Source organism: Amycolatopsis sp. BJA-103, from assembly GCF_002849735.1.
Lineage (GTDB): Bacteria > Actinomycetota > Actinomycetes > Mycobacteriales > Pseudonocardiaceae > Amycolatopsis.
Genome location: NZ_CP017780.1, coordinates 698,950 through 724,214, shown reverse-complemented (window position 1 = coordinate 724,214; position 25,265 = coordinate 698,950). Strand labels below are relative to the sequence as shown.

At 64.7% G+C, this 25,265-nt stretch carries 16 protein-coding genes and 2 pseudogenes; 11 read left to right on the top strand and 7 right to left on the bottom strand.

Annotated features, from left to right (window positions below):
* Positions 1 to 246: 246 nt before the first annotated feature.
* Together BKN51_RS03300 and BKN51_RS03295 are read right to left on the bottom strand one after the other, a co-directional pair.
* Complete coding sequence (locus BKN51_RS03300) at positions 247 to 2,196, bottom strand: hypothetical protein (RefSeq protein ID WP_101606207.1); 1,950 nt, start codon at positions 2,194 to 2,196, stop codon at positions 247 to 249.
* A gap of 202 nt (positions 2,197 to 2,398) precedes the next feature.
* A complete protein-coding gene (locus BKN51_RS03295) occupies positions 2,399 to 4,783 on the bottom strand; it encodes an ATP-binding cassette domain-containing protein (protein WP_101606206.1) in 2,385 nt (794 codons plus the stop codon).
* A gap of 179 nt (positions 4,784 to 4,962) precedes the next feature.
* Here BKN51_RS03295 and BKN51_RS03290 point away from each other — a divergent pair, with 179 nt between their 5' ends.
* From BKN51_RS03290 to BKN51_RS03280, 3 genes are all read left to right on the top strand, one after another.
* Entirely contained in the window at positions 4,963 to 5,712 is a 750-nt protein-coding gene (locus BKN51_RS03290; protein ID WP_101606205.1) for a vWA domain-containing protein, read from the top strand.
* A complete protein-coding gene (locus BKN51_RS44080; RefSeq protein WP_101606204.1) occupies positions 5,702 to 6,877 on the top strand; it encodes a protein phosphatase 2C domain-containing protein in 1,176 nt (391 codons plus the stop codon). Before BKN51_RS03290 ends, BKN51_RS44080 begins: the two co-directional genes overlap by 11 nt.
* Positions 6,878 to 6,993: 116 nt before the next feature.
* Positions 6,994 to 8,034, top strand: a complete 1,041-nt coding sequence (locus BKN51_RS03280; protein ID WP_101606203.1) for a hypothetical protein — start codon at positions 6,994 to 6,996, stop codon at positions 8,032 to 8,034.
* Positions 8,035 to 8,255: 221 nt separating this feature from the next.
* On the opposite strand, the gene BKN51_RS03275 is transcribed toward BKN51_RS03280, so the two are convergent.
* Positions 8,256 to 13,835, bottom strand: a complete 5,580-nt coding sequence (locus tag BKN51_RS03275) for an NACHT domain-containing protein (RefSeq protein WP_158255851.1) — start codon at positions 13,833 to 13,835, stop codon at positions 8,256 to 8,258.
* Between the two features lie 90 nt (positions 13,836 to 13,925).
* On the opposite strand from BKN51_RS03275, the gene BKN51_RS03270 reads away from it, so the two are divergent.
* Positions 13,926 to 14,507 (top strand): hypothetical protein, encoded by a 582-nt coding sequence (locus tag BKN51_RS03270; protein WP_101606201.1) that lies wholly within the window; start codon positions 13,926 to 13,928, stop codon positions 14,505 to 14,507.
* Between the two features lie 914 nt (positions 14,508 to 15,421).
* Here the strand turns inward: BKN51_RS03270 and BKN51_RS03265 are convergent.
* Positions 15,422 to 16,714 (bottom strand): esterase/lipase family protein, encoded by a 1,293-nt coding sequence (locus BKN51_RS03265; RefSeq protein WP_146044447.1) that lies wholly within the window; start codon positions 16,712 to 16,714, stop codon positions 15,422 to 15,424.
* 231 nt (positions 16,715 to 16,945) lie between these two features.
* Between BKN51_RS03265 and BKN51_RS03260 the strand changes: the two genes are divergently transcribed.
* Positions 16,946 to 17,164 carry a hypothetical protein gene (locus BKN51_RS03260; RefSeq protein WP_146044448.1) on the top strand — a complete coding sequence of 73 codons (219 nt, stop codon included), beginning with the start codon at positions 16,946 to 16,948 and terminating at the stop codon, positions 17,162 to 17,164.
* 411 nt (positions 17,165 to 17,575) lie between these two features.
* Here BKN51_RS03260 and BKN51_RS44875 read toward each other — a convergent pair.
* Positions 17,576 to 17,888: pseudogene (locus tag BKN51_RS44875) on the bottom strand (transposase); the annotation flags it as partial.
* A gap of 52 nt (positions 17,889 to 17,940) precedes the next feature.
* Between BKN51_RS44875 and BKN51_RS03250 the strand changes: the two are divergent.
* The 6 genes and pseudogenes from BKN51_RS03250 to BKN51_RS03235 all read left to right on the top strand — a co-directional run bounded on the left by BKN51_RS03250 (position 17,941) and on the right by BKN51_RS03235 (position 22,368).
* On the top strand, positions 17,941 to 18,540 hold the full coding sequence (locus BKN51_RS03250) for a hypothetical protein (protein WP_101606197.1): 600 nt from the start codon (positions 17,941 to 17,943) through the stop codon (positions 18,538 to 18,540).
* A 495-nt stretch (positions 18,541 to 19,035) separates the two neighbouring features.
* Positions 19,036 to 19,398 (top strand): hypothetical protein, encoded by a 363-nt coding sequence (locus tag BKN51_RS42950; RefSeq protein WP_146044449.1) that lies wholly within the window; start codon positions 19,036 to 19,038, stop codon positions 19,396 to 19,398.
* 752 nt (positions 19,399 to 20,150) lie between these two features.
* Positions 20,151 to 20,543 (top strand): hypothetical protein, encoded by a 393-nt coding sequence (locus BKN51_RS42945; protein WP_146044450.1) that lies wholly within the window; start codon positions 20,151 to 20,153, stop codon positions 20,541 to 20,543.
* 20 nt (positions 20,544 to 20,563) lie between these two features.
* The gene (locus tag BKN51_RS03245) at positions 20,564 to 21,340 is read left to right on the top strand and encodes a hypothetical protein (RefSeq protein WP_101606196.1); all 777 of its coding nucleotides are present in this window, start codon (positions 20,564 to 20,566) and stop codon (positions 21,338 to 21,340) included.
* Positions 21,341 to 21,515: 175 nt separating this feature from the next.
* Positions 21,516 to 21,819, top strand: a pseudogene (locus tag BKN51_RS44870) (transposase); the annotation flags it as partial.
* Between the two features lie 129 nt (positions 21,820 to 21,948).
* Positions 21,949 to 22,368, top strand: coding sequence for a DUF2690 domain-containing protein (locus BKN51_RS03235; RefSeq protein WP_101613022.1), 420 nt, complete (start codon positions 21,949 to 21,951; stop codon positions 22,366 to 22,368).
* A 293-nt stretch (positions 22,369 to 22,661) separates the two neighbouring features.
* Here the strand turns inward: BKN51_RS03235 and BKN51_RS03230 are convergent, their stop codons facing one another.
* Entirely contained in the window at positions 22,662 to 23,882 is a 1,221-nt protein-coding gene (locus tag BKN51_RS03230; protein WP_101606195.1) for a PucR family transcriptional regulator, read from the bottom strand.
* A gap of 56 nt (positions 23,883 to 23,938) precedes the next feature.
* Positions 23,939 to 25,249, bottom strand: a complete 1,311-nt coding sequence (locus BKN51_RS03225; RefSeq protein ID WP_101606194.1) for an NAD(P)/FAD-dependent oxidoreductase — start codon at positions 25,247 to 25,249, stop codon at positions 23,939 to 23,941.
* Positions 25,250 to 25,265: the final 16 nt, after the last annotated feature.

The following is a 25,265-nucleotide window of genomic DNA, read 5'->3' as shown; positions in this document are numbered from 1 at the left end:
AGTCGTTGCCGGGACGGGGCAACGATGTCCAAAGTACGTGACCAGCAGATAAGAGCGCTTTACCCGCCCCAGCCGTCAAGAAGCTGATCCCGGATACAACGCGCGCTCATGCCGATGACCGGACGGGGAGCACCCCCTGACGACGGAGACCTGTGTCTGCCCGATGGCGGCGGAGTGAAGCTGGGTTCTCGAGGCTCGAGTTGCCGGTGTCGGGCTCACGGCGCTAGGCGCGCAGAGAATCCCTGTTCACTCGCCGTTGTCCGCCATGGCGGACGCTGGCGGGACGAGGTCGAGCTGAGCGGCGGACTCGTTCACCGCTCGGGCCTCCCCAAGAAGCTGGTCTATGTCGGTGGATTGGAGCGTCCAGCCGAAAAGCGATGCCGCTTGCTTGAGCAACTCCAGCATGGCGACCACAGCCCCAGTTGAGACCATGTCTGTCAGTGGTCCAGGCTCTAGGGTCACTTGGAAACCGAGGCGTTCGGCGTCGACCCTCTGCAGGTGTAGGCCGGACGTGCCGTTGGCCGCCTCGGCCGCGAACTTCATTTCCACCCCGAGGCTCGCGTAGATGGACGTCGTCTCAGGTGCTGCCAGTTCGTCCGGGATGGTGAGCCCTTGATTCTGCGCTGCAGCCAGGAATTCCGTTCGGCGGGTCTCTGTCAGGTTAGCGCCAACGTCGAGGGCTTCGAGCGCATCGAGTACTCCGCGCACGGCGATGCCGAGTCCTGGCCCCGAAGGGTCGGTCATCTGCTCGAACCGTCCAGCAATGATCACCAGCGCTCGCAGTATGGGCAGTGCTTCAACTGGCTGGCGAGCACCGACCAGCACTTGAATGCTCTTAAATGATGCCACCGCCTGACCGAACATGTTGAAGGCGAACAATGAAGCCCGCGTGTGCCCCTTGTCGGCCCCGCTTGCGGCAGCAGCATTGATCACCGGCATGACCGATCCAAGCAGTCTCCGCGAAGGAGACGGCGCCGTGTGACTGATCGCAACATCGTCGTCACTCAGCCGTACCCGGACTTCCCCGTTCTCGAGGCGTCCGTACACTTCCAGCCGCTCCATGCGGAAGCCAACGTCCGGGTGGGTTCGAACGGTTATCCGTTCCTGTGGCTTCACGTGGAAGGTCGCACCCTCACGAACCACGGATTCGATGCCTGAGGTCCACTCGAGACGGGGGTACAGCTCGCCCTCTGCGGCCGCGTCCTCGGCGGCGCCGATCAATAGGCCGCGCACGACCTTGCGCATGGATTGCACGTCCTTGGGCTTGATCTCGTTCAGTTCGTTCGCGACCTCAGGGGCGAGGCCGAGCAGGTCGACAATGGACTGGCGGACGTAGTGGAACGTCTTGTCAGCCGACTTCAGGGCGTTTGTGGCGACTTTGTCCAGCTCCCAGTAGCCGTGCTCGAGCGCGTCGCTCGCGTCCTTCGCAGCCGTGTAGGTCTCGTCGTCACCGGTGAAGATGATCTCCTTCCGTACACGCGCGCCCAAGAATTCCTTCCACCTCGGCCGCTTGGGGTCGTCAGTCACAAGACCGAGTTCACGCGCAAGAACGTCTTCCGAGATGCCTCGTGCGGTGACCGTGTTGCGGATGACAGCCTTGGTCAGGTTCTCGGCCGCGATCCAGAGGTGGTTGAGCGCAAGCCACTCGCCGCCGACGTACCACTCCCGGAGCGCCAGCTCATACTGGCGGAGAGCTCGATCGACCCGAGAACTGTCGGTAGCGAGCGTGACGAATGCCCTACAGGCGGCTTCGAAATGACTGAGTTGGATAATCCGCCCCTGGGACACACCTCCCTGCTCGTCCGGAACGAATGCCTCAAGGAACTCCCGTTCCACACCGGTCGGGGTGCAATCGAAGGCCAGATGTAGCTCGAGCGGACCGACCCGAACGTTCGCGACAAAACCAACCATGGTCGCGAAGGGGCGGGCGATGGCCGTGAACTTGGCGACAGCCTCGTCCAACGAACTCGCGTGCCCGCGAACCTCGATGACTAGCTCCCGAGGCAGATTGCGGCCGTTCTCCTCGACCCATCGGGTGAACGTGCGGATTCGGACCTCAACGATGTCAAGCTTCGGCACGTTCACGACGAGTTGGAAGCCCTCCTCGGGCAGAAACCTCGCAGCAGAACGCGCCCGAAGGACGACGACGTACTCGGTCATTGCCGTCCCAGCGCTCGCCACTGACTGCTTGCTCATCGGACCACCGTAAATGCGGAGTTCGACAAGCGGCGAGCCCGACGCGCGCCGACGGCCGGGCAAGGGGGTTGCAGGCGGAATAGGCTCATGCTGAACCCTTACGTCCGGTTGTGCCGCTGGCTGAGCGGCCGCGGTGCTTCTCCACGCCGTGCTCGCCTGGACCAAGGTATCGACAGACGTATCCTGTCCGAGCCCGTCCTCATCAGCGCGTGGCACGAATTGTTCGTGGCAGTATCCCGACCGCAGCAACTAAGGCGCCTGCCGCTAATCCCACGAGAACGAACACCGGCAGTAGGAAGTGTGCGGTGTCGTGCGTCCACAGGGCGTCCGGCGGCAGGGCGCTGATTCCGGGCGCGTCGACGAACGCTGACAGGCCCGCCACAGCCCATCGAGTGGGTACCACGTAGGCCGCGAGAGACAATGCCGTCGCGGATCCGGCTGCGTTCCCGAGCCGGATCACCAGTCCGGACAGGATGACCATGACGCCCAGAAACGCGGACATCATGCCCACCGCCTGCTCGACAGAGGTCACCAGTGCGCCGATCAGAAGACCGAAGGCCATCGATGCGAGAGTCAAGGCCGCGAGCACGATGAACACACCAAGGGCCGCGGGTACGATCGGGAGCGCGTGGCCGGGCGTGCCCCGGAACGCGACGAACGTGCCGGACGCGACTGCGGCCTGAATGAGCGCAGGAACTCCGCGACTCACCGCCCGGGCGAACACCACCGAGAACGGGCGGACCCCCCAACGTTGCTCGCGCTGGACGACCTTCAGGTCTCCGACCAGCGACGTCAGGGACAGTGCCATGGCCAGGAAGGCCAAAAAGATGGTAATAATCGAGAGCGAGACCCCAAGATCCGGGTTCGGGCCGTCCGGAGCCGCCGAGAACCCATTAACGTTCACAGCGGCAGCGATCCCGGCCGCGACCGCGGGACCCACGATCGTCAGGCCGACCAACGAGCCGCGACGCCGGGTCATGCGCAAGGTCTCCCTCTTGACGTTTACCGCGAAAGCACGCGCCCAGGGGATGGCGCGCGGATTCCCCGTGCCAGCAGAGTTGCTCCCCGACTTGGATGAGGTGGACGCGTGGAGAACGGGAGTGTCCTGCGACGCGCCGATCTCCCCGATACGCAGTGCATCCATCACGTCCGCGACGGAACCGGCGGCGAAACTGGGAAGGAGCTGTGACGGGGTGCCGAAGAAACCCGCATGAGCCGGCGAGCGCTCCTCTCCCGCGCGCACGGGAGGCGTTGACAAGGCGAGCACCGCGGTGCACAGGTCGAGGTGCGTAGTGGCGTGGGTGACGACGACCACGACGCAACCCTCGTCCGCCACCGCCGCCAGGTCCGTCATGAGCTGTCGGTCCATCCCCTCGTCGAGGCCCGAGGTCGGTTCGTCAAGCATCAGCAAGAGCGGCCTGGTCAGCAGCTCCAGCGCGATCGCCACCCGCCGGCGCTGCCCACCTGACAGATCGCTGATCCGCACCATCGCGGTCGTGGTGAGCTGCAGCCGTTCCAGGACAGCTGTGATCTGCCCGCGACGTTCGGCTGCGGGCAGATCGGACGGCAAGCGCAGTCGAGCGGCATAGGCCAGTGTTTCTCCGACGGTGAGCTCACCAAAAGCTTCACTGTCCTGGGGAACGAAGCTGACCAGGTTGGGATTGAGGCCGTTAGCACTGGGCAAGCGATGTCCCGCCAATTCGGCCTGCCCGTCGGTGATCGTTGCCTCGCCGAGTAGTGCGGTACAGAGCGTCGACTTGCCCGCGCCGGAAGGGCCGATCACCGCCAGTAGGCCGCCGCCCCGTAACGCGAAGGTGATGTCACGGATGACGACGAAACCGCCACGCCGGTTAGCTCGTCGAATGGCGACCGTCAGACCCGAGACAAACAACGGGGCTGGAATCGGCAGCATTCGCCAGCACAGCGCGCCGTTAGGCTCTACGCGGAATTCGTAGTGTCCGACGACAAACACCCGACCCGGTTCGAGCGTTGCCCGCAGCACCGGTTGGCCGTCGACGAAGGTGCCCGTGCCGTGGTTGAGGTCGCGGACCACGACGCGATCTCCGCGTCGGCGGACCGCCGCGTGCTCTGCAGCGAGGTCCACGTCTGGTAGCTCGACTTCGGCGCCGCCGCCTGCACGCCCGATGGTGACGAGCCCGCCATCGATGAGCCGGGTCTCTCCCGCCCGTGCTTCTGCCCCTGCTGTCGACAGGTGGGAGGGGCCCATTGCGGGGACAGTGCTCGACGGCGAGGCGCACGCGGGCGATGGGCTGGTGACAGCGTCCTGTGCGACGAGCTGAACCACGAACTGCAGCCGGGCACCGTCAGTGCGGATCTCGACGACAGCCGGCTCGGCCGATTCGAACCAGGCCAGCAGTCGCTGCTGGGACCCTACGGGCTCGACCTGCTTGCCGTCGATCCACAAGGTGGCGTCCGGTGGTGTGACCGCGACCGTCCACGCGGTGCCGTAGCGGATCCGGGCCCACGTCGCTGGTCCGTCGCGCACCACCAGGTCCGCGTCCGGGGCGGAGCCGACGACGACCACCTGCCTGGCTGTGAGGATGCGCCGGTGGGCGCCAATCGTCACCGCGAGCCATGGTCCTGAGCGCACGAACACCACCCCAGTCCCCCAGTCCGCGTATTGTGAATGGGTGAAGGCTACCACTTATCGCGTAATAGTGATTTTCGAATAGCGTGACGACCCGGTGAATGCACCCCCGTTCGAAAGGCGGTAACACCGGCGATCGAGCAAGCGACCTAGGGACCGTGAAGAGTCGGCTGGACAGCATCGAAACCGTGGTCTCGGGGGTCACCTCGCAAGCGTGGCCATTCTACGTCGTTTGCGACGTCTCCATGTCTATGTGGGATCCGGATCAATGGCCTGACGAGCACACATCGCCGCACTCGGTGATCGGAAAATCGCTCGACCTCATGATCGAAGAACTGGAAGACCACACCGAAGCGGCTGCGATTTGTCATCTTTCGGTCGTGACGTTCTCCGGTGAAGCGCAGACCCATCACCCGCTCCGGAAACTCAAAGAGATCAGCCGCTTGGGCCCGTTGCCCAAGGGGACCTGGACCAACTACGTCGACGTGTGGCAGCACCTCGACACCACCGTGCGACACGACATCGCCGCGTTGAAGGGTGCTGGACACGTACTCAAGCAACCCGCGGTCTTCTTCTTGACGGATGGCATGCCTGGCTCGTCGAGCTCCGGCGCGACGCCGGTGGAGGATTGGAAGCCGTACCACGATCGCTTGTGCGATCGACAGTTCGTCGAACGACCGATAATTGTCGCGCTGGGATTGGGTAGCGTAAACAACGAAACGCTGCGCCATGTCCGTTCACTCGATCCCATCGGCGTCGCGTGCGTGGCCGAACCAGGGGAACCCGCGAGCACTTTGCTCGCTGCCGCCCTCAACCAGATCCTCATCTCGATCGTGAGTTCAGTAAGCGAAGGCAAGTTCGTTTTCGAGGTTCCCGTGGGTTGGCGGTGCGTCGACGATGAGAAATGACCCCGAGCTTGACTGGTGTACTCGCCCGGACCACGACCGCCGCAAGCTGAGGAGGTTCTTCGCACGCCTGGTGCGTGCATTCCGGCGCAGATCGCGCCCGACGAAGGGGGCGGGGAGGTCCGGTAGCGGCTGGGGATGGGTACCCGGTCTCAATCTCGGCGCGCCCGCCTGCAAGCCAATTCGTTCCGAGCCTGCGACCGAAGCGTTGGTGGTGCCCGATCCCACCCACCATGGGCGGGCTGAGGAATACTCGCCGACGCACTGGTCCGCCAGCGGAGACGGTTCCCGAGTGGGCGACGTGGAGGCTCGAGTCGAGACAGGGCCGTCTCAGCGGTTCATACCGGGCGGAGCAGACGGCTGGTGGCCCGAAACGCGAGCGCACCGGGGGTGGCTCGGCCCCGTCTGGGTGTATGCGGCGTCGGTCGCGGGACACAGGCACACCCGAGACGGTGCGCACCGTGAAGACAGTTATTCCCTCGCGTCTACCGCAGGTGCCGCAGGACTGGCTATTGCCGATGGCGTCGGCGCGGGGCGGAACTCCCACGCCGCTGCATTACTGGCCGGGCATGTGGCGGCCGCCGGTGCGTGCTCCTGGGCCCAGGATGGAAACGGTCTGGACTGGGACAGCGAGACAGACAAGATCATCGACGAGATCAACGGTATCATCGCCGATGACGACAGCACGCGGAGCAACGCCGCCAATCTCGGTCTCGTCACCGGAGCCGAACAGCCGGGAAAGCGGCACGGACCGGCGACAACGCTCATCGCGCTCGCCGTCGTCCCGTCTGGTGCCGGCTTGGTGGTGCACTGGCTCGTGTACGGCGACTCCCAGGTCATGCTTCTCTCGGCTGACGGTCAATGGCATTGGCCAGCTGGCAGGCCGCCACCGCGGTTGACGGGTTCGACACCTGCGCTACCCGGAAAAGCTGAGGGCAGGATAGTCGGCTCAGCCCCGATCGCACCTGATGACGTGCTCATCCTCGCGACAGACGGAGTGTGGCCCGCCTTCGTGGAACAGCCGCGAGAATTTGCCGCCTCGATTCGCTCGGCCTGGGATTGCGAAGTGTCAGCCGCAAAGTTCGCTACTTTGCTCGATTTCGACATTCCCGGCTATGCCGACGATCGGACAGTCATCATGCTCAGGGCCGTGGCACCGGGACGATGAGCACAGCGAACGCGGTGACGGTGGCCCTGCGGGACCTCCGAGAAGTGACCGGACCGTCACTTCGGCCCGGCGGGCAAGGCTCACTCCGCTGGGCCGCACCGCCATCCGGTGAGATCTTGCTCCTCAAGCAGTACAAAGGAGAAAAGACGATTCCGAATTCACGGGATCGACTGTGCCGTCTGATTGAATGGCGGCGAAACCTGCCCAGCCAAGACCGTGCGTTCCTTGACGCACGCGCCGCCTGGATCCGCCACGTTGTCCTGGATGAGGATGACTTGTACGGCGTCCTGGTGCCTCCGGCGCCAGAGCAGTTCTGGTTCACGAACCGGAAGGGGGTGACGAAGCCACGGGAGATCAGCGAGCTCGGTCACAACCAGGCTGATGCTCACCATCTCGTCAGAGACTATTTCTCCGTCCCGCACGTCATCGCCCGCCTGGGGGAGATGCTCCGGACATTGGCCTGGTTACACCGCAAGGACATCGTGCTAGGCGACCTGCACCGCGCCAATGTGCTCGTCGGGGGACTGGCGAACGTGCCTGCAGCCTACGTGATCGACTGCGACGCCGTCGTCTTCAAGGGCGAGCCGGCGCTCCGCCGCACTAACTTCCCCTATCCCTGGTCGCATCCGATGCCTACTTGGCCAGACCCGTTAGACAAGAGCTGTGACCTCGCGTTTTTCGCCCATATGACAGTCGGCCTTGTGAGCAAGAGACTCGAGAACATCGCCCTGACCGACGATGTCCTTTGTCACTTCCCGGTGGCTCACGGCGAGTTACTGGCCCAGTGGCTGCGGAGGGAGAATGCCGCCGCGCGGGCAGACACACTGAGCACTGTGGCAGTCCAATGGTGTCGCTATGTGTCGGACCAGGGCATCGAGTACGTGCGCTCTGGCACGAGCGAGCAACGGAAACCGTGGAAAGGTGTCGCGGCCATCCCCGCATCACCTACCGGTGACATCAAGCTCCCAAAGCCGCTTAATCCGGTAAAGCCGACTGATCGCAGGCTATCGCCTCAGCTCACGCAGAAATCTGTTCTCGCAGAACAGGTGCCGACCAAGCGTCCATGCCTCGGTGTCGCGATGATCAAAGTCCACTTCGCCAATACGCTCTGCGAGCTCGCCACTGTTTTCATCACAGTAGTGATGACAGCCAGCTGATCATTCCTTTCCAGCAGCTGGCGCGCTTGCCACACATTGCCAAGCAACGTGGACGATTCCGGCAGCGGCGCCCGCTCATGCCGATGGTCGCGCGTCGGTGCAGGTGGTGCATAGGCCTGCGGTCCCTCGTTCCTCCTCGTTGGGGCGGTCTCGGACGGGTTTCGGCGCGTTCCGGTCGCTCCAGTATCGCCAGTTGATCTTAGATTGCTGGTAATGAGGAGTTACTTCGTGTCTTGCGCGAGGACGCGGCGTGCCTCGTCGCGGTGAGCCGGACAACATCGTGCCAGAACTCGGGCCGCGCGTCGCTTGATATGGGTCGAGGTCTCGGCGCTTCGGATGACCTGGAGCACCGCGAACGCGCATTCGGTTGCCGTGTCGCGGCGGAGGCAGGTCATGGCGTGAGCGGCGCGCCAGCGCATTGTCGGTGGCTTAGTGCGGTCCAGTACGACCTGTCGCAGCGCCGCGATGGCTTCGTCGCAGTGTGTTCTCGTGAGCGAGCCGAGCACGGTTAGGGCGCGCAGGCGCTTGGCGGCGGTTGTGGTCGGCGTGTTTGCGATGGCGCGGAGTGTGTCGGCGACCGCCGTCAGGTGCGTGGGGTGGACTGCCACTAGCGAGTTGGCGGCCTCGATGCGTGCCGACACGGGCAGGCCGGTATCGATCATGATCTTCTGGAGGTACATCGTTCCCCGCGGATCCCCGAGTTCGGCGAGCGCGGCGGCGATCCGCCACCTCGCCGCGGGCGGAGTCGTAGTGGCACCGGCGAGTTTGTCGAGGATGGCTGCCATGGTGATTCGCTCGGCTGATCGCGTCTTGGCCACGGTGACCGCCGCTAGGTGACGGGTGTACGGAGACACCAAGGGATCGCCAGCCAGGTCGCGGAGTTGGGTCGTCGCTTCGTCGGAACCCTGCCACGCCAGAGTCCTCGCGGCCCGGACCAGAGTCCTTGCGGCCCGAGCCCGGTTCCGGTGGCTCACCGCTCGGTCCCGCATCGTCGCCAGCAGGAAGGCGTTGCCAGCGCCACCGGCACCGCCGATGGTGGTGGTGGTCATCGCCGCTTTGAGGCGGCGCTGCGGGTGTTCCGCCGGATCCGAGAGGATGCGTTCCGCTAGGGTCAGCGCTCGCGCCCGATGGCTGCCGCCTAGGCGGCTAAGTGCACGGAGTGCTCCGCCCAGTGTTGCGACCGAAGAGTCGGGAGCCTCGGCGACGTCCCTGAGTGCGTCGGCGGCTTCCTGTTTGAAGTCCGGGCCGAACTCGGACAGTAGGACTCGCGCCTCGAACCGGTCATCCATGTCGAACTCGGGTTCGTTGATGACAGCACGCAGCGCAGCGATCTTCTCGTTGCGGAGGCCCGCGTCGGTGTAGTGGACCTGGAAGTCATACCGCCCGGCGATTCGCTCCGACACGGGCAAGAGATGGTCGTTCAGGAGGTCTCGCTCGATCTCGAGTGAGGTTGTTCGCTGGGCGTAGTCGCCGCCTCTCAGTCGCCACGCGGCCCGGCTGCGGGCAGATCCGTCCGCCGTCCGGTCCTGTGCCACTGCCAGCACCAGTTCCGTCCGCGCCGCACGGTTGAGGACACCGAAATCAGCCAATCGGTCAATGACAAAAAGTCGGTCGTAGGGCTTGGTCAGTGGGGACGTCAATATGGTTTGCAGGACCGGAATCACTAACTGGGCGTGGTTCTGGTCGAGTTGGACCAGGTATGTCGCGGCGGTACAGCGGACGTTCGTCGGAGCAGCGGGATCGGCGAGGACCTCTGAGAGAACAGCGAAGCCGTCTTCGCGGTACGCGGCGTCGATTTTCATCAGTTGCCATGCCGTTTCCACCCGTCCGTGCGCGGTGACGCCTGGCACTGCCACCATGGCACGTAGGCTCCTTTCGGCAGTTTCTCGGTGTTCTCTACCCATTTCCGCGAGGGTGCCGGCGAGTTCGGCGCGAGTCTCGACAGAGGTCAGATGTTCGGCCAGAGCGGTTCTCAGCCCGTCGATGGCGTCGTTCAGATGTTGTTCGCCCTGGCGTGCTAACGTTTTCGCTGCGGATTCCCGAGTCCAGGTGGCCGCTGTTGGATCAGCGAGGACGGCCCGCGATGCGGCCAAGGCATGACGCAGATGTCGCGAACGATGCCGGATAAGGACGTCTGCCGCTTCCTGGCGAAAGTCAGGAAGCGCGTCGGGATGCGACAACATCCCGTAAAGAGCTTGCTCAGCGTTCTCCCAGTTTTCCTGACCGAGCACAGTCAGCGCGAGAGCCGCTGCCTGCTTTCGTTTAGACGTGGCATCCGATGTCATCAGAATCGTGCGCAGATAATCGGCGGCCTGAGTTCTGCTTTTGGTACCGAAGCTCGCGAGTGATGCCGCGACCTGTTGATAGGAGAACCTGCTGGCTGGCGGACGATCCAGCATCGCACGTAGGCCGGCGGCAGCCTCGCCGACGTGTTCTCCACCAAGCCCCGCGAGATTGTGGGCGGCGAGGTTGCGGTGCACCCATTCACGAGTGGTGTCGCGCAGAATCGCGTACAGTGCGACCGCGCTCTCGGCCCGAGAGGTGGGTCGCAGCTGGACGAGCCGCTGGGCGGTGTCTCTCCGCGCAGCTGTGGAGGCGCCCGGATCGCGGAGAACCGTCCGCATGATCTCGATGGCCTGACCGCGAAAAGTGGTTCTGAGCCCTGCGAGTTTCGTGGCAGAAGAAACCCGGTCGCCCGCATCCTCAGCCGGATCTGTAGCGATCAAGTACAGCACAGCGGACACCTCATTATGGAATTCGGTGCCGAGCGCCACGAGTTCGGCCGCCGCTGACAGGCGTTCGTCCGCATCGACCGCCTGGTCGGCTAACTTCTGACGCAGCGTGGCAACAGCCTTGTCACGATAGTGCGGACCGAGATTCGCAAGTTTGCCGGCGGCGTCTACTCGCTCCCACGCCATCGCCGTCGGGTTCGTGGACAGGAGGTCAAGCTCCCGAGAAGCCTCCGCGTGGTATTCCGCTCCCAGCTCGGCTAGTGCTTTCGCCGCCCACAGCTTCGGGTTGGAGTCGGCTCCAAGACTCGAGACGATCTGACGTAAACGTGCTGCTGATTGTTCCCGATAACCAGGGTGTGCTGTCGCTAACTGCTCGGCCACGCGCCACAGTTCTTGCGGTGTAAGAAAAGGCTCGTCCAGAATTGAGAGGAGTTGGCCAGCTGCTTGCCCGGCGTATTCGGGACCGAGTTCGGCCAAGGCGCCGGCAAATTGGCAGCGCTCGAAAACGCGGTGACTGAGGTCATTGACCATGCCGGTCAGGAGGCCGGCCGCCTGGTCGAGGTAGGTAGACCGCAGGTCGCCGAGTGCTAGGGCTGCTTCGACACGCAGGGACGCGTTGAGGCTAGTGTCACCGGCGATTGCGCGGAAAGTGGCAACAGCGTGGGGGTGGAACTCCGCACCGATCTCAGCCAGTCCGATCACAGCATGTAGCCGATGTCGGGTAAAGACGCCTGGGTCCGCGAGTGTTTCTCGCAGGATCCGAACGGCCTCGTCGTGGCAGGCGGAGCCGAGGTCTGCGAGCGCGACGGCGGCGCCGCGCAGCATGTATGGAGCCTTGCCCGGGTCATCGAGCACGGCTCGCAGGCCACGTACCGCCACCTCACGCTGTTGCCGGCCGGCTTTGGCCAGACCTTCGGCGGCCGCCAGCCGGTCACGCAGCTCCAGCGCGACGTCGTCCATGGCCGTTCGCAGGAGGTCACTGGCCTCGTGGACGTGGATGCTCAGCCGGGTGCAGAGTGCGACGGCGGCCTCGATGCGGCAGTTCCATGTCGTCTCGGGATCGTGCATGAGGTCTCGCAGCCAGGAGGCGAGGCGCGGATGGTGGGTGGCGTGGGTTGCCTGGCGAAAGATCTCCGTGCTGCTGGAGGTTCTGGCCCATGCTTCCGCGGTGTCGAGGAACGCATCCAGTACCGCCGGTGTCACGGGCACGTGCTGGGACAGCAGTTCGGCCGCGATCTGCTGGAAGCCCGAGGAGTTGTCGTGCAGCCAGGAGACCAGGGCGTCGGCCTGGTCCACCCACAGGTGGGTGTAGTGCAGGAGAGTCATGCGGGCGTGCTGGGTAGAACGTCCGTGCTGTGCGGTGTGGATGGCCTGCGCCCAGTCGGGGTGCTCTGCGCCGAAGGGCACTGGTAGTTGCCGGGCTCTGGCGGTGGCGGCGAGGTGCTCGGCGAAACTGTGGTGCAGGAACTGGAGGTCGTCACCTCGAACGACCAGTGGGCCGACGTTTCGAAGCAGTGCGGCCAGGTCGTTTTGCCAGGCCGCCGGACGCTGTGCGGGGGTGGTGTTGGCGAGCAGCCACGCCTGCGCCGCGGTGGTCAGGGACACGTCCGCGTGGAACCGGGTGGCGCCCAAGTGCTCCAGCAGAGGAGACCTCAGCTCGCGAACCAACCGGGAGAACTCGCCAGTCTCGGCTGGAAGCCGACGCGGCGAGGCCAGATAGTTCAGGTACTCCTCGTAGAGGCCGTAGCGATTGTCCGGCAGCGGCCGGTCGCCGTGCTGCTTGAAAATGATCGCGGCGATCGTCGCCAGTAGCGGCACGCGGACCAGCTCGTCCAGGTGTGCCTGCCGGATCTGGTCGAGAAACCGGCCGCTGGCGTCCTGGTCGCCGTCGAACCAGTGGTTCGCGAACCGCTTCAGGGTCTCGGCGTCGAACGGCTGCAGCTCGTAGCGGGCCGCATCACGGTGCAGCGGTGCGAGCCCGCCGCTCTCCAGCGGCCGGCTGGTCACCAGCAGGCGGTAGGGCTGTCCGAGTGATTCGGACGCCCACCCGGCCAGGCTGCGGATAAGTCGGGCGCGTACCTCCGGGTCGGCGATTTCATCCAGGGCGTCGATGAGCAGCAGCCATCGGCAGCCCGCGACGCGCTCGGCAAACATCGCAGAGTTGATGGAGGTGGTCAGCATTGGGCCGTACTCCGTGGAGAGGGCGGCCGCCAGCGCCTCGGGCAGCGGCAGGTCGGTGCGGCTCGCGAGTACGCGGGCCGGGATCCGTACCGGCACGACTACCTCGGACAGCGGCGGGTTACCTTCGGTCACCGTCTCCGCGGGCGTGTCCTGGCCGACCCATGTCTGAGCGATGTCCGCGGCCAGGCGCTGTATCAACGTGGATTTGCCGTAGCCAGGCCCGGCGGTGACTAGCACGTGGTCGTTGGCGTCCAGAGCCTCCCGGACCGGTCGGGAGGGCGCACGCACGGCCAGCCGCGGTGCGGCCGGTCTGCCAGTCGTTCCCGGACCGGCGTCAGCCCGGCCGAACCGGTTGTCGACGTACGGGTCATCGGGCATCGGCGTCGTGACCTGAGTCTGCCTGGCGGGTTTGAAGTCCTCCGGCTCACTGCCCAGCTCCTGCCGCACGAACACCGTCGACAGCGACGGCGGCCGCGCGCCCGGCAACTGGTACGGCAGCTCCTCGGCCATACGCACCTGTGCCCTCAGCAACGACACCACCTCCGCAGACAGGACCGGGAGCCGGTCCCAACCCGTGGGCGCCGAGGCCTCCAGGTTCAGCCGATCGCGTTGCCGACGCTGGCCGTTCGCCTCCCACGCGTCCTGCCAGAGCCGCAGAGTCCGCTCCCGGTCCATCCCTAACGCCTCGCTGAGCAGCACGACCGCCTCCCGCTGCGGCAGGTACCTGCCACAGCACACCTCGGAGACCTTGCTCCTGGACAACCCGATCTGGTCGCCGACCCATTGCTGGGTGACCCGTGCGGCCGCGCGTGCCCGGGCTACCTCCGTGGCGAACAGGCGTTCCTGGGGCGACAGGTCAGCCTTCGGTCTGCCGTTCGAACCAGCCACGGGCACTCCTCAACGGACGTGTTCTGCCGATGTTCCCAACAGTGTCCCTTCTCTTACCGGACGCCGCGTATCCGCCGCACGCTGAACCGCATGAATATCGAGAACATGTGCTACCGCGTCATCATGGCGGTCGATATGGAGAAATCCACGACCCGCACCAATCCGGCCAAGGCGCACCTACGCCGCGCCATGTACGACTCGGTCAACCACGCACTCCACGCGGGCGGAATCACTGATCACCACCGAGACCCGTTCATCGACCGCGGTGACGGTGTCCTCGTTCTCCTGCACCCGACCGAACACGTACCCAAGACCCGGCTGCTAGATACGATCATGCCCACTCTGGCAACACGCCTGGTCGACTGCCACGGCCAATGCCCACGACTACGTGCGGTCGTGCACGCCGGGGAGATTCACTACGACCGCCAAGGATGTTTCGGCGAAGCCCTCGACACCGCCTTTCGGTTACTCGACGCCCCCAGGGTCAAGGCCGAGCTCCGCCATTCCCCGTCACCCCTGACACTCGTCGTATCCGAAGACATCTACCGAGCCGTTGTCCGCCACGATTATCCGAATATTCCCGAAGCCGCGTATCGAGGGACCGTGCGCGTGCGCGTCAGAGGGCAAACACACCGAGGCTGGACACATCAACCAGCCGGGCGATCCAGTTAGCTCAACGCTCGGGTCGTATGGTCCTCACGATCTGGTCCCTCATATGCCCAGGCGGCGTCCTGGACCTGGGTGCGTACGCCAAACAGCACTCGGGCCGCCCTCGGACGTGTCCATGACACCCATCGCTCGGCTCCGCCGAGAAAAGAACCCGTCAGCCATCAAGCTGATGTCAACCTCAGGACAGGCCCCTAACCCAACTATGGCTGATCATGAAAGCCCGAGTGCCCTCTCATGCCGCAGGTCTGGCGTTTGAGAGAGCGTGTGCGTGCCGAAGCGAGCGTCTTCAACTGGGCTTCGGTGAACGCGGGATGGTAACGGGGCACGTCCCGTGGCGACTGCTTCCCTGAAGCAGGCTTCGCTCTCTCATCGACGATGCGGCGTCTCATTCACCGTCGCACCGGATGGCTTCGGCTCAAGCGTCGCCGCGCGAACGATGCTCGATCCCTGGAGTTGCCAGCCAGATGGCAACTTCACTGGGGTACCGAGCGATGGCACATCCGCCACAGCGCCGGTGAGAAGTTGGTAGCATGGCGCTGCCTGGAGGTAACCCCGCGTTGGACAGTCGGACGTGCGGCCATCCGGCTAACTCCCTGTCTGGTGGCGACTATCGGTCACGCGCTCTCACGCCGACGGGCGGATCGGCCTGCAACCTGCCCGGGCGATGACTACGGAATCTGCGGGTTCGACTCACCCACCTTTTGACGATCGGTGCTCACGCTTTGATGTTTCCTGCGGAGTCACTACGGTTCACCAGGAAACCCGGGCAGCGAGTCGAAAAGGCCAGCAGAATCTGAACTTCGACGAGCTCTGCGGCGCCAACACAATGGCGTTGTCGCGTCCCCTGTACCGTATCCTTCGTGATCGGAAACCTGATCGAAGAAATGGCTTGCCGTGAGCATTTATCTGAGATTTGATCAGTGCGGCGGGCCGTTACCCTGGCCGCACCAGAAGCATCCGTCGTATCCGGCCAAACGTGCATCGTTCGCATTATCGAAGTACTCGACTTGAAGTATCTCGCGAAGCTGACAGTTTGTGTTTTCGTACAGTGGGTCATGGAACTGTTGCGTCGTTGCGTTCGCCAGTATTCCGGGGCCACAACCAAGGACTTCAGCATCGCGCAGGGGTGTGCCAAGGAGTGTGGCAACCCGGGCAAATAGCGTCTCGTTCCAAAGTGCCTCGGCATGATTGAAGCTCAGAGTCTCATTGACGGCCCCAGCGAGCTGCGAGCTGGTCACCGTCACGCAGGCGTCACCCTGACCCTCGATCTGCTCCTCGAAAAGCAAGCCGTCCGGCATCGAGTCAAGCAGCGGGGACACAACGGGAATCTCCGTAGCATACTCGGTCCAATCGAACCGCGGGTCCAACACCTCGCCGGGAAGGTAGCTTGCGCTGTCATAGCGCCAATAATAGAGACCTGAGAAGCGAACCGATGAACCGCCAAACGAATAGAATTGGATTGCAGGGGTGTCGGCTGGCATCGACAGGGTGGCGAACACTGGATCACCGGGCAGCAGCTGTTCGGCGCCCGGCGTCACGGCGTACCAACTGAAGACGCGATCGCTTACCAGTCTGATGAGCGACTGCGGACTCGGAATGCCGAGTGGTAAACCAGGAAGCACGAGCGAGTTGATGAAATCGCCCAGCCTGCTTTTGGCCAGCGGCGCGTTGGTCGCCCCGTGTGGGGAAGCAAGCGTGATGACTGTGTCGATCCAATCGACCGCATCAATCAAATGGTCGGCGATGTAGCGCCGGATTAGGATTCCGCCGCGGCTGTGTCCGATCACCACAATACGTTTACCGGCCAGCGTGCCCTGTAGCACATTCTGCCGAAGATAGGGCAAGATCTTGTCTTCGAGTTGCGCCAGCGGCACCTCCACAACGTCCTGATTGCCGTCCTGGCTGTAATTGATGACCGTATGCCCCAGCCCGCGCAAGACCCCTGCCCAGCAGCGGATATCACGGCGCATGTTCGCTGTCGATAGATCGGAAAACGGCAACGACACAGGCGGCATCAGATTGTTTTCGTCGTGACGGTCGCGAGGCGTCTGGTGCTCGTAGTGGAGCCCTCTCCACTGCGGGTAACGCCAGTCGAAGATATTGCCGCCAAGTCCATGCAGTAGGAGTACGATCGCCCGATCGGCGCGCCGCTGTTCCGGATCATCAGGATAAACTTGCAGAAAGCCAAATTCTCGTCCAAGGGCAGCCATGATTCAAATCACCCCGCAAAAGTTCGACCCGAGCTATGACGGACGAGCGGACGAGCAGGCGAGCAGAGATCTTCACGCACGCGGCCGCTACCGGATTTAGCCTACGCGCCTTTGATGAACCATGCGAGCGTTTACTGATGGGTCGCGGATTTGAGTGTCGTGTAGTTCGGCAACGACCAACAGGCGATCGACACCGAGCCAGGCACCCCGGTAGTGGTGCAGGTCTCGACGGTGACCGATGAGATCATGTTTCTGCGCAACGGCACTGCGGTCGTTGATCTGCCTAAGCCCGTGGACACGGACGTGAACATCATCGTGCTCGGCCTGTTCATCGCCTTGGTGCGCGAACTCGTCATCGACGACCACACCTACCCGCTGTGGCTGGGATTCATCTTCGGCGCGCTCGCAGCGGCCGCCGGCAGATGGCTCGCTCTCATGCTCACCGGGTGACTCACAAGCAAAGCCCTACGACTGGTCTCGCCATCCTCGGTGCGCGTTCCCTGGGGTACGCCAGAACGATCTCCGGTACCGGCGTGTGGGAACCGACAGCGAACTATCCGATCAGATAGCCGGAACGTCGGCAGCCCTGGTTCTAGACACGCTCATGCCGATGTGCGGATGGTCAGCGCCACCGTTGGCCGGTTCCGTATCGACCGCACGGTGGCAGCTTCAGGTCGCTCGCGCCTTGGTGAGGTTCGAGCGGATGGTCCTGGTTGTGGTTTGCCCGGGGCCTAGACCCTGCTCACTCTCGGCGAGGCGGCCTCGAACAGCAGGGCCGCCCGACCTAGATCACCCGCCGGATCTCCGATTCGAAGGTTAGGCGCGGATACTAAGCTCCCACAGATTTCGGCAAGCTCGGCGGAACCGCTCCCGCACGGCAGCCGCCGTATAAACCGGCTTGAGAGCTTTGGCAATGGCATCCTAGAGATGACGGCTCGCGTAGCGGGAGTTTTCGCAGCAAGTGCACGATGCAAGTCTGGGTGATCGTCTTAGACCAGACCGCAGTGATCGCATCCGGCAGGCCGGTAAGACCATCACACATGACCATGAGGACGTCGGCGACGCCGCGGTCCTTAAACTCGGTCAGTACGTGCAACCAGCACTTGGCGCGGTCGCCGGCATACAGTCCGAGGATCTCGCGCCGGCCCTTGTAGGCCGTCGCCAACGCGACGTAGCAGACTGATCACCGCCGCGGGACGCTCGGCCCTGCGCCGTAGCATTGTGCTGTGACAGAAGGCGAATACAGTACTGCCGACATCGAGGTCCTCGAGTTCGACGAGTCCGTTCGCCACTGGCCGGGGATGTTCTTCGGTGTCTCCCTCGACGACCCGCGGCTGCCGACCAACGTCGTCCGCGTCGGCGTCGACCACGCCATCCACCCCACACGGCACCTGGCTGCCCTGCACACACCTGTGGTGGACGTCGAGATCCTCGGTGACCTCTTCTTCTCGATCACTGACGACCAATTCTGCGCCGCCGAGGGCTGCCGCGTGCCGGACAGTGGCTATTTCGGCTCGCTGCTGGGCCCGGACCGATGGATGCTAGCGGCCGCCGCGGCGTTGAGCCGTCGGACCACCGTGAAGGTGTGGCAGGACGGGCGCGGCCTACGTCAGGAACTGGCAGGTCTGCGCCCGATCGGCCAACCCGAGTCCTTCACCGGGCCCCGGTGCTGCGGCACGACAGTGACGATCGAGTTGGATCCCGGCCGCCTTCGCCCGGACGTGGCGATCGACACCAACCTGGAGACGATCGGTCTCTGCCGTGCTGACGACTGCGCCACGGCACCGCGATGCGTCACCGTCAACGATCGCCGCAACAAGCGGTGATTCGAGAGGGCATCGGCAGGCAGGTGGTCGCTGCATAGATGGCAGGAGAATGACCGCTTGCCTGATCTGAGTAGAGATCCTGAACTTAACCCGCTCGACGAGAAATTGTTTGTTCAGGTCGGCCCATGATGACAAGCGGCATCGGCAGTCATCGCCGTCATTGGCCATGAACCCGATTCACGACTCGCGAGTAGTCGCAGTTGGCTCGTGCAGTGACAACCAGCCGGGGCCGACACCAGCGGAGGTAGGCGAAGCGGCGTTGTTCGTTGGCGCGTGAGATGCCCTGAGCACCGAGAACGTCATGCAAGGCGAGGGCGGCAGTGGACCTAGATACTGCGCGTTCGCCGTCAGCAGCCGTTCTCCGTAGCTTGCGCGGACATTTCGCGCGCTGACGATCTTGCGTGGGCAGCCCTTCAACCTCTCCTCAGATAGGGGTTGACCTGCACAAGAGCGGGCTCCCGAACCCCGTTGCGGGCATGCCGGAAGATCAGACCGGTGACGATGAAGCCGGGCGTCATTTCGAGGTCAGTACCGCGCCTGATCAGCAGTTTCTTCTTCACCAGGGTGGCAGGAACCGGCCCCTACGAGCATGACAACGATTCAGGTACAGCGACCGCCGCTCGACCATTTGAGACCCAGGGAAGCAAAACTGCTGGTCGCGGCTGGTTTGGTCGTGATCGCTTGATGGCGCCGCTGTGGGACCCCGGTCAGGCGAGCTGGGCCCAGATCCAGCTTGAACCTCTTCTGATCAGCGGTTTCTCGCCGCCGGGCGCCCGCTTATTGGTCGATGGGGGGATGCCACGTCCGTGGGACAGCCTGCCGTTGGCACGCCAGGGTGCCGGGAGGACAACCGCATAATCGCTGGTCTTCACGCCTTTGACGACGGGCAACCGCCAACGCCGTCGTGCGAGGCTGCCTCCACGTCGAAGTGCTTAACGATCCCCACACCCGCTCTGAGCAGCAGTTTGTCACGGCAGGAGATGGATTTCTGGCCGGCCTTGCAGTCGCGATCCGGTTCTGCCGTGTTCCGACAGCGCGAGGGCGACAAGATCAAGAAGACATAACCGCTGGTCTAGCCGTGTTTAACCATGATCGGCGGGAACCTTCTCAGTTGTCGACCGCGCGAGTTCGTGAACCAACCAGCGACGTCTGCACCCCTTCTGAGCAGCGGTTTCACATCGTCGCCGCTTACGACTTTGCGAATCATGCTGCCCCAACAAGTAACTACGCGCGGCGCAATCGCCCTTAGGGGCATAGACCAGCAGAAACGGTAACCGCCCGTGCAGATGCGGCATAGGACCGGGCTCCGCCATAGCCCGGAAGCCCCAGAAACGCTGGCTGGGGCAAGTTTTCCGGCCAACTCGGCTTGCTAGGCGAAATCGCTGGTCCGAGCAGGTTTTCGCGCCGCGGCAAAGGATGCCCCTACCGTGCATTCGCCCCCGGCTCGACGCGTGCTCATGATCACGGAAAACATTCGCTCACCAGCGAAAATGAGCCCCGCAGGAGGCCGGCCGTTCGCCCCGCCGGGGCATCACGGCCGCACCCCGGTTCTCGACACGAAGCCTGCACTTAGGAGCCCGCTACTGTGGTGCGGGTCACACTGAAGGGGGGTGTCTTTGGTTTCCCTTGCCGTGGCGGTTGTGGCAATGATGGAGGACATCCCGGCGCGTCCCACACCAATGATTTCACTTTCGAGATCGACGGTCAGCGCCAATTTCCCCTTTATCGCAAGGAGTGTCGTGCTCATCTCGCTGTATCAGATTCGTCTTCGACTGCGATGGACCTGTGGAACGTTCGCTGACGACCGCAACCCATGGTGGTTTCTCTTGTTGGCGGCCTTCGTGATCGTGCTTCTCGTCTTAGGCCAGTCGTTGGTGGCGGCTATTGGCGCCGCAGCTGCTCTCGCAGCACTAGCGTCCCCGGAGCGTCGCCATACGGCCCACTCGGCGATTTGTCGGGCGCTCGAAGCCGCACTCGCGGCATTCCGCGGGGCGCAGCAATGACGAGACCGGATGCCCGCCGCTTGGCCACAGAGATCTACCACCGGTTCGAGGCTCTCTACCACGAGCGCTATCCCAACACAGGTCCGGTTACCGAGAAGAATCTGGCGACGCTGATGATCAGCCTGCCGGAGATCGACCTCGACATCGACACCATGAAGGTCGTGCTCCGCCCCGAATCCCGGGTGGCGCCGTGGAGCCAATACGCGTCCGCACTCCGAGCCCTCACCAATGACGACGACACCGTGACATGGTTCAACAACATTCATGGCAAGCTCGCAGTGCTGCTGCCTGACTGGTCCTCTCCCCCGCGCGACATCGCCGCTATCACCGATGACGCCGAGTTCATGGCCACGATCCGGCGACTACGCGAGACGCCTCGCCCGATCCCCGTCGCGGAGTTGTCACGCAAGATGCGTGACCGCGACGGAAAGAACTACTGGCAACGGACACAGCTAGGCGAGAACCTCAAGAAGAAGACCCTGCCGGACAACAAACCATTCCACGTCCGGAACCTGCTGGAGACGCTGTGCGACAACGCAGGACGCCCGACGACAGACGCCGACCACCTTTTCGCGACATGGCAACGTCTCCGGCGACCAAAGACGTACACGCAACCCGAGGCCTACGAGCAACCGGAGGTCGTCCTAGCCAGCAAGCCGATAGTCGATCCTCCACCCCAACCCGACATCAAGCTCCCAGGCGCACCCATCGAGCCGCGATGGCCTCTCTCGAAGACGTTGCTGATTCTCGGAGTGGCCGCGATTGCGTTCATCATCGTGGTCATCACGGTGTTGTGACCATGGAACTACCGACCGGGAAGTTCAGCGCCCTCCTGCATGGCGCTGGAGAGCCCGCTCAGGAGCCGAGCCCAACCGCCGCAGTGCCCCGTCGGATGGGCAGGGACTGTTCCAAGATCGGTGTTTTCGGCCCGACACGCTGGGTTGAGGTCCGGCGGGATGGGCATTGTGAGTGATGACATCTGAGGTTGTGAGTCCACGCAAGCGTGAGTCCAAGCCGGCGCGGGAGTTGTCGCCGGAGCAGGCCGCCGCGGCGGCGATGGTGGCCGAGGCCAAGGCTCGCGGGCTGGTGCTGACCGGCCTGGACGGGTTGCTGAAACCGTTCACCAAACGTGCTGGAAACTGCGCTCAACGAGGAGATGGCCGAGCATCTCGGGCACGAGAGGAATCAGGCCGACCTGGATCGTGAGTCAACGAACGTGCGCACCGGCACCCGGCCGAAAACGGTGATCTCGGACGCTGCGGGCGAGGTGAGTGTCCGCGACTGTCACTCGTCTGGGCGGAGCGGGTCCCGCTCAGTGGACCATCGCTGTCCTCGCGGTCGCGGGGCCTGGCAGCTTCGTTCTCGTAGCCGAAATTGGGTTCGGCAGCGTTGTGAAGGGATCATCATGCGGGGTAAGAGAATTGCGGTTGTCGCGCTGACCATGGCCGGGGTGTCGATGATGTTCGCGACGCCCGCGAGTGCCGCGCCCGAGCGGGCGAGCTGCTACGGGGCGGCGTGCTACGGCAAGAACCCGATCACTGCGGGCTGTAACCAGGACGCGGTCACGATCTACGTCGCTGGGGTTTCAAGTCTCTCGGTGGAGTTGCGGTACAGCGGCGCGTGCGGCGCGGCCTGGGCACGGATTCATGGATTGGTCAACGACCACGGATTCGCGCAAAACAGCCAGGGCCACTTCGCCGGTGCGGAGATCATATCTGGGACGGCGGCCTTCTCGAACATGGTCAACGACGAGTCCGGGGTTACGGCTTACGCGTGCGTGCAGAAAGACCAGTCCACCACCCGTTACTGCACCCCAGCCTACTGAACAGGACGGGTGCTGCGGCTCGCGCCGCCCCAACGCCTACGCCGACAACCGCTGCAGCGAGCACCCGAGGATCCCCAGTTCAGGAGGCTACCCAGTGTCGGGCTGGACGTCGGATTCATTCCGCAGCAAGCCTTCGATGAGGTAGACGGTAGCCGCGATCGTGGGAACGGACCTCGATTGCTCGCCCGTTATGACCGCACTGAACGCTTGAACTCATGATCAATATCGGTGAGAGGTGACCACACGTGCGCTCGACCGGTGAAACCGGCAGGTTGCCAAAACCGGTTATGAGATCAGCGGTTCGGGTGATCGCGGTAGGCCGCGGCGATGACCCGCAGCTTGAGCCCGAGGTGCAGCATGAGCCGGTCGTCGCCGGAGTCCAGGCTGCACCCGCTGATCTGCTCGATCCGCTTGATGCGCTGGTACAGAGTGGCGCGGTGGACGTGCAGCGAGTCGGCGGCGCGCTGGATGTTGCCGCCGTGGTCGAAGAAGGCGGACAGCGTGGAGATCAGGACGTCGTGCGTGTCCTCCGCCTCCACCGCCGCGAGCGCCGGAACCTGCGACGCGTTGAGGAGGTCTTCGGGCGGGAGCTTCAGCAGCAGCTCGTAAGGACCCAGTTCACCCCAGCGGGCGAGCGTCCCGAAACCAGGCAGCAGCAGGGCCGCGCGAGCGGCCAGCAACGCCTGCTGGTAGGACGTGACGACGTCGCCGAGGACCGTCACGGAACCGCCGAGCCCGAACACCAGCCGCGCCTGCTCATCGCCGAGCAGCCGGAAGCGGCCCGTGATCCGCTCGGCGACCGCGTCGACGAGGGCCCGCGACGGCGGAACCCGCTGAACGAGCAGGATCCACGCGCGCCAGCGGTTCGTCGCCATCAGGGCTACGTCGTCGGCGACGGCCCGCAGCCCGTCCTCGACTGCTGCGTCGAACGCGACCTCTCGCGGTGTCGCGGAAGCCTGCGAAGCCGGGCACTGCACGGTGAGCACGGTGAAGTGGCCGCACTCGTCGCCGAAAAGCTGCTCGGCGTGCAGGTCTTCGATCGCTTGCGCACGCACCGCCGGGTCGGCGGAGACGAGTTCGCGCAGGATACCTTCCTGACGTGCCTTCGACCGTTCGTGCAGCAGCAACCGGCGCAGGAGCACCACCCCGGCGGAGGCTGCTGCCTCGCCTGCTGCCGCCACCTCGCGGCCGGTGAACGCGCCGTCCTTGTCGATCAGCCACAGGTAGCCGAGCAGCATGCCGTTGCAGCGCACCGGCGCGCACAGCCTCGGCATCGCGCCCTCGACGTCGACGAAGCCGGGCGCGACCCAGCGGCTGATGCCATGGGCAAGGATGTCGTCGACGATCTCCGGCCGCACGGATCGGTTCATCACCGAGCTGACGCGGAGGGTGTCCTCGTCGCCGAAGTGGCGGCTGGCGGCGAGCAGGCGCAGGGCCGGGTCGTCGATCGCGACCGACCGCCGCAGGCGCTCGGCGAGTTCGTCCACGATGGACTGGAGGTCGCGGTCGGGCACACCCGTCCCTTCCCTCGGCGGATGCCGTCCACGGTAGCCGTCCCCAACCGGAGCGGTCAGCCCATCACCGTGCCGGAGCTGCCCGAGTTGCGCTCGCGCCTGCGGGAGAACGCCCCGAGGTCGATCTCCAGGCCGGTGTGGGCGCCCCGGTAGCGGGCCGGGCGGGTGTCGTGGTCGGCGCCCGACTCGACGCGGTCGATCAGCGTGGCCATCAGCCTGCCGACGACGGGGGCGTTCTTGAACTGGTTGCCGCTGGTGCCCATCGCGACGTAGAACCCGGGCAGCTCGGTGCGGTCGTAGATCGGCGTCCAGTCGTCGGCGGCGTCGTACACGCCGACGATCCCGCGCGCCCGGTTCGGTACCCGCAGCCCGGTCAGCCGTCGTGCCGCCCGCGTGACCTGGGCTTCGAACACGGCCATGGTCGGGTTCGGCTCGGCGTCGTCGGGGTCGTCGAGCCAGTGCAGCGGGTCGCACGCCGGCTCGGTGCCACCCACGAGCAGGCCACCGCCGACCTCACCGCGGACGTAGACCCCCAGGTCCATGTCTGCCACAGCCGGCCCCACCCCTCCGGGCGGGTGATATCCCTCCGGCGCGAGCACGTGGGCGACTTCCTGCCGCAGCGGCCGAACGCCGATGGTGAAGTCTGCCCCGACTCCCGCCAGCCGGTTGAGCTTGCCCGACCACGGTCCCGCGGCGTTGACGACCACCGGTGCGGCGATCTTCGTGCCGTCCGCGAGCCCGACGGCGCTTGCCCGCCCGTGGCGTGATTCCACTGCGCACACCGTGGCGCGGAACCGGAACCGCGCGCCTTCCCGCGTGGCCGCCGCCGCGAGGTTCTGCGCGGCGAGCTGGGGGTCGGTGACGTACCCGGCGTCGGGGGTGTAGACGGCGCCGAGCGTGTCGGTGGTGTCGGCCCAGAAGGCGTCGTCGTCGATGCGCCGGGGCGGCCAGAACCGGCCTGCGTCGATGCCGGGCACGCAGTCGAGAAGGGTCGCGCTGTCCCATTCCTGGTAGGGCACGCCGACTTCGTCGAACAGCGGCAGCCAGCTGTCGCGCGGCGCGGCGGCGACGTCCAGCATGACCAGCCCGCTGCGCTCGAACCGGGCCAGGTCGCCGACGTCATGGCCGAGGTGCTCGCTCCACGCCGACCAGCAGAAGTGCGACTCCCAGGCGGTGGCCACACCGGCGAGAGTGGAGAAGTTGTACCGCACCACGGCACTCGACGCGCTCGTCGAGCCCTGTCCGGCGCCACTCGCGCGGTCCACCACCACGACCTGGCGTCCCGCCTTCGCCAGTTCGAGCGCGATCGCCGATCCGATCACGCCCGCGCCGACCACCACGACGTCCGCACTGAGTTGTGAGCTCATCGTCCTCGTCCTCCCG

What these genes read in the sequence shown, in the direction of transcription:
- BKN51_RS03235 (WP_101613022.1), top strand. Translation starts at nt 21,949, where the DNA reads ATGCGGGGTAAGAGAATTGCGGTTGTCGCGCTGACCATGGCCGGGGTG.
- BKN51_RS03270 (WP_101606201.1), top strand. Translation starts at nt 13,926, where the DNA reads ATGAATATCGAGAACATGTGCTACCGCGTCATCATGGCGGTCGATATG.
- BKN51_RS03225 (WP_101606194.1), bottom strand. Translation starts at nt 25,249, where the DNA reads ATGAGCTCACAACTCAGTGCGGACGTCGTGGTGGTCGGCGCGGGCGTG.
- BKN51_RS03300 (WP_101606207.1), bottom strand. Translation starts at nt 2,196, where the DNA reads ATGAGCAAGCAGTCAGTGGCGAGCGCTGGGACGGCAATGACCGAGTAC.
- BKN51_RS03265 (WP_146044447.1), bottom strand. Translation starts at nt 16,714, where the DNA reads ATGGCTGCCCTTGGACGAGAATTTGGCTTTCTGCAAGTTTATCCTGAT.
- BKN51_RS44080 (WP_101606204.1), top strand. Translation starts at nt 5,702, where the DNA reads ATGAGAAATGACCCCGAGCTTGACTGGTGTACTCGCCCGGACCACGAC.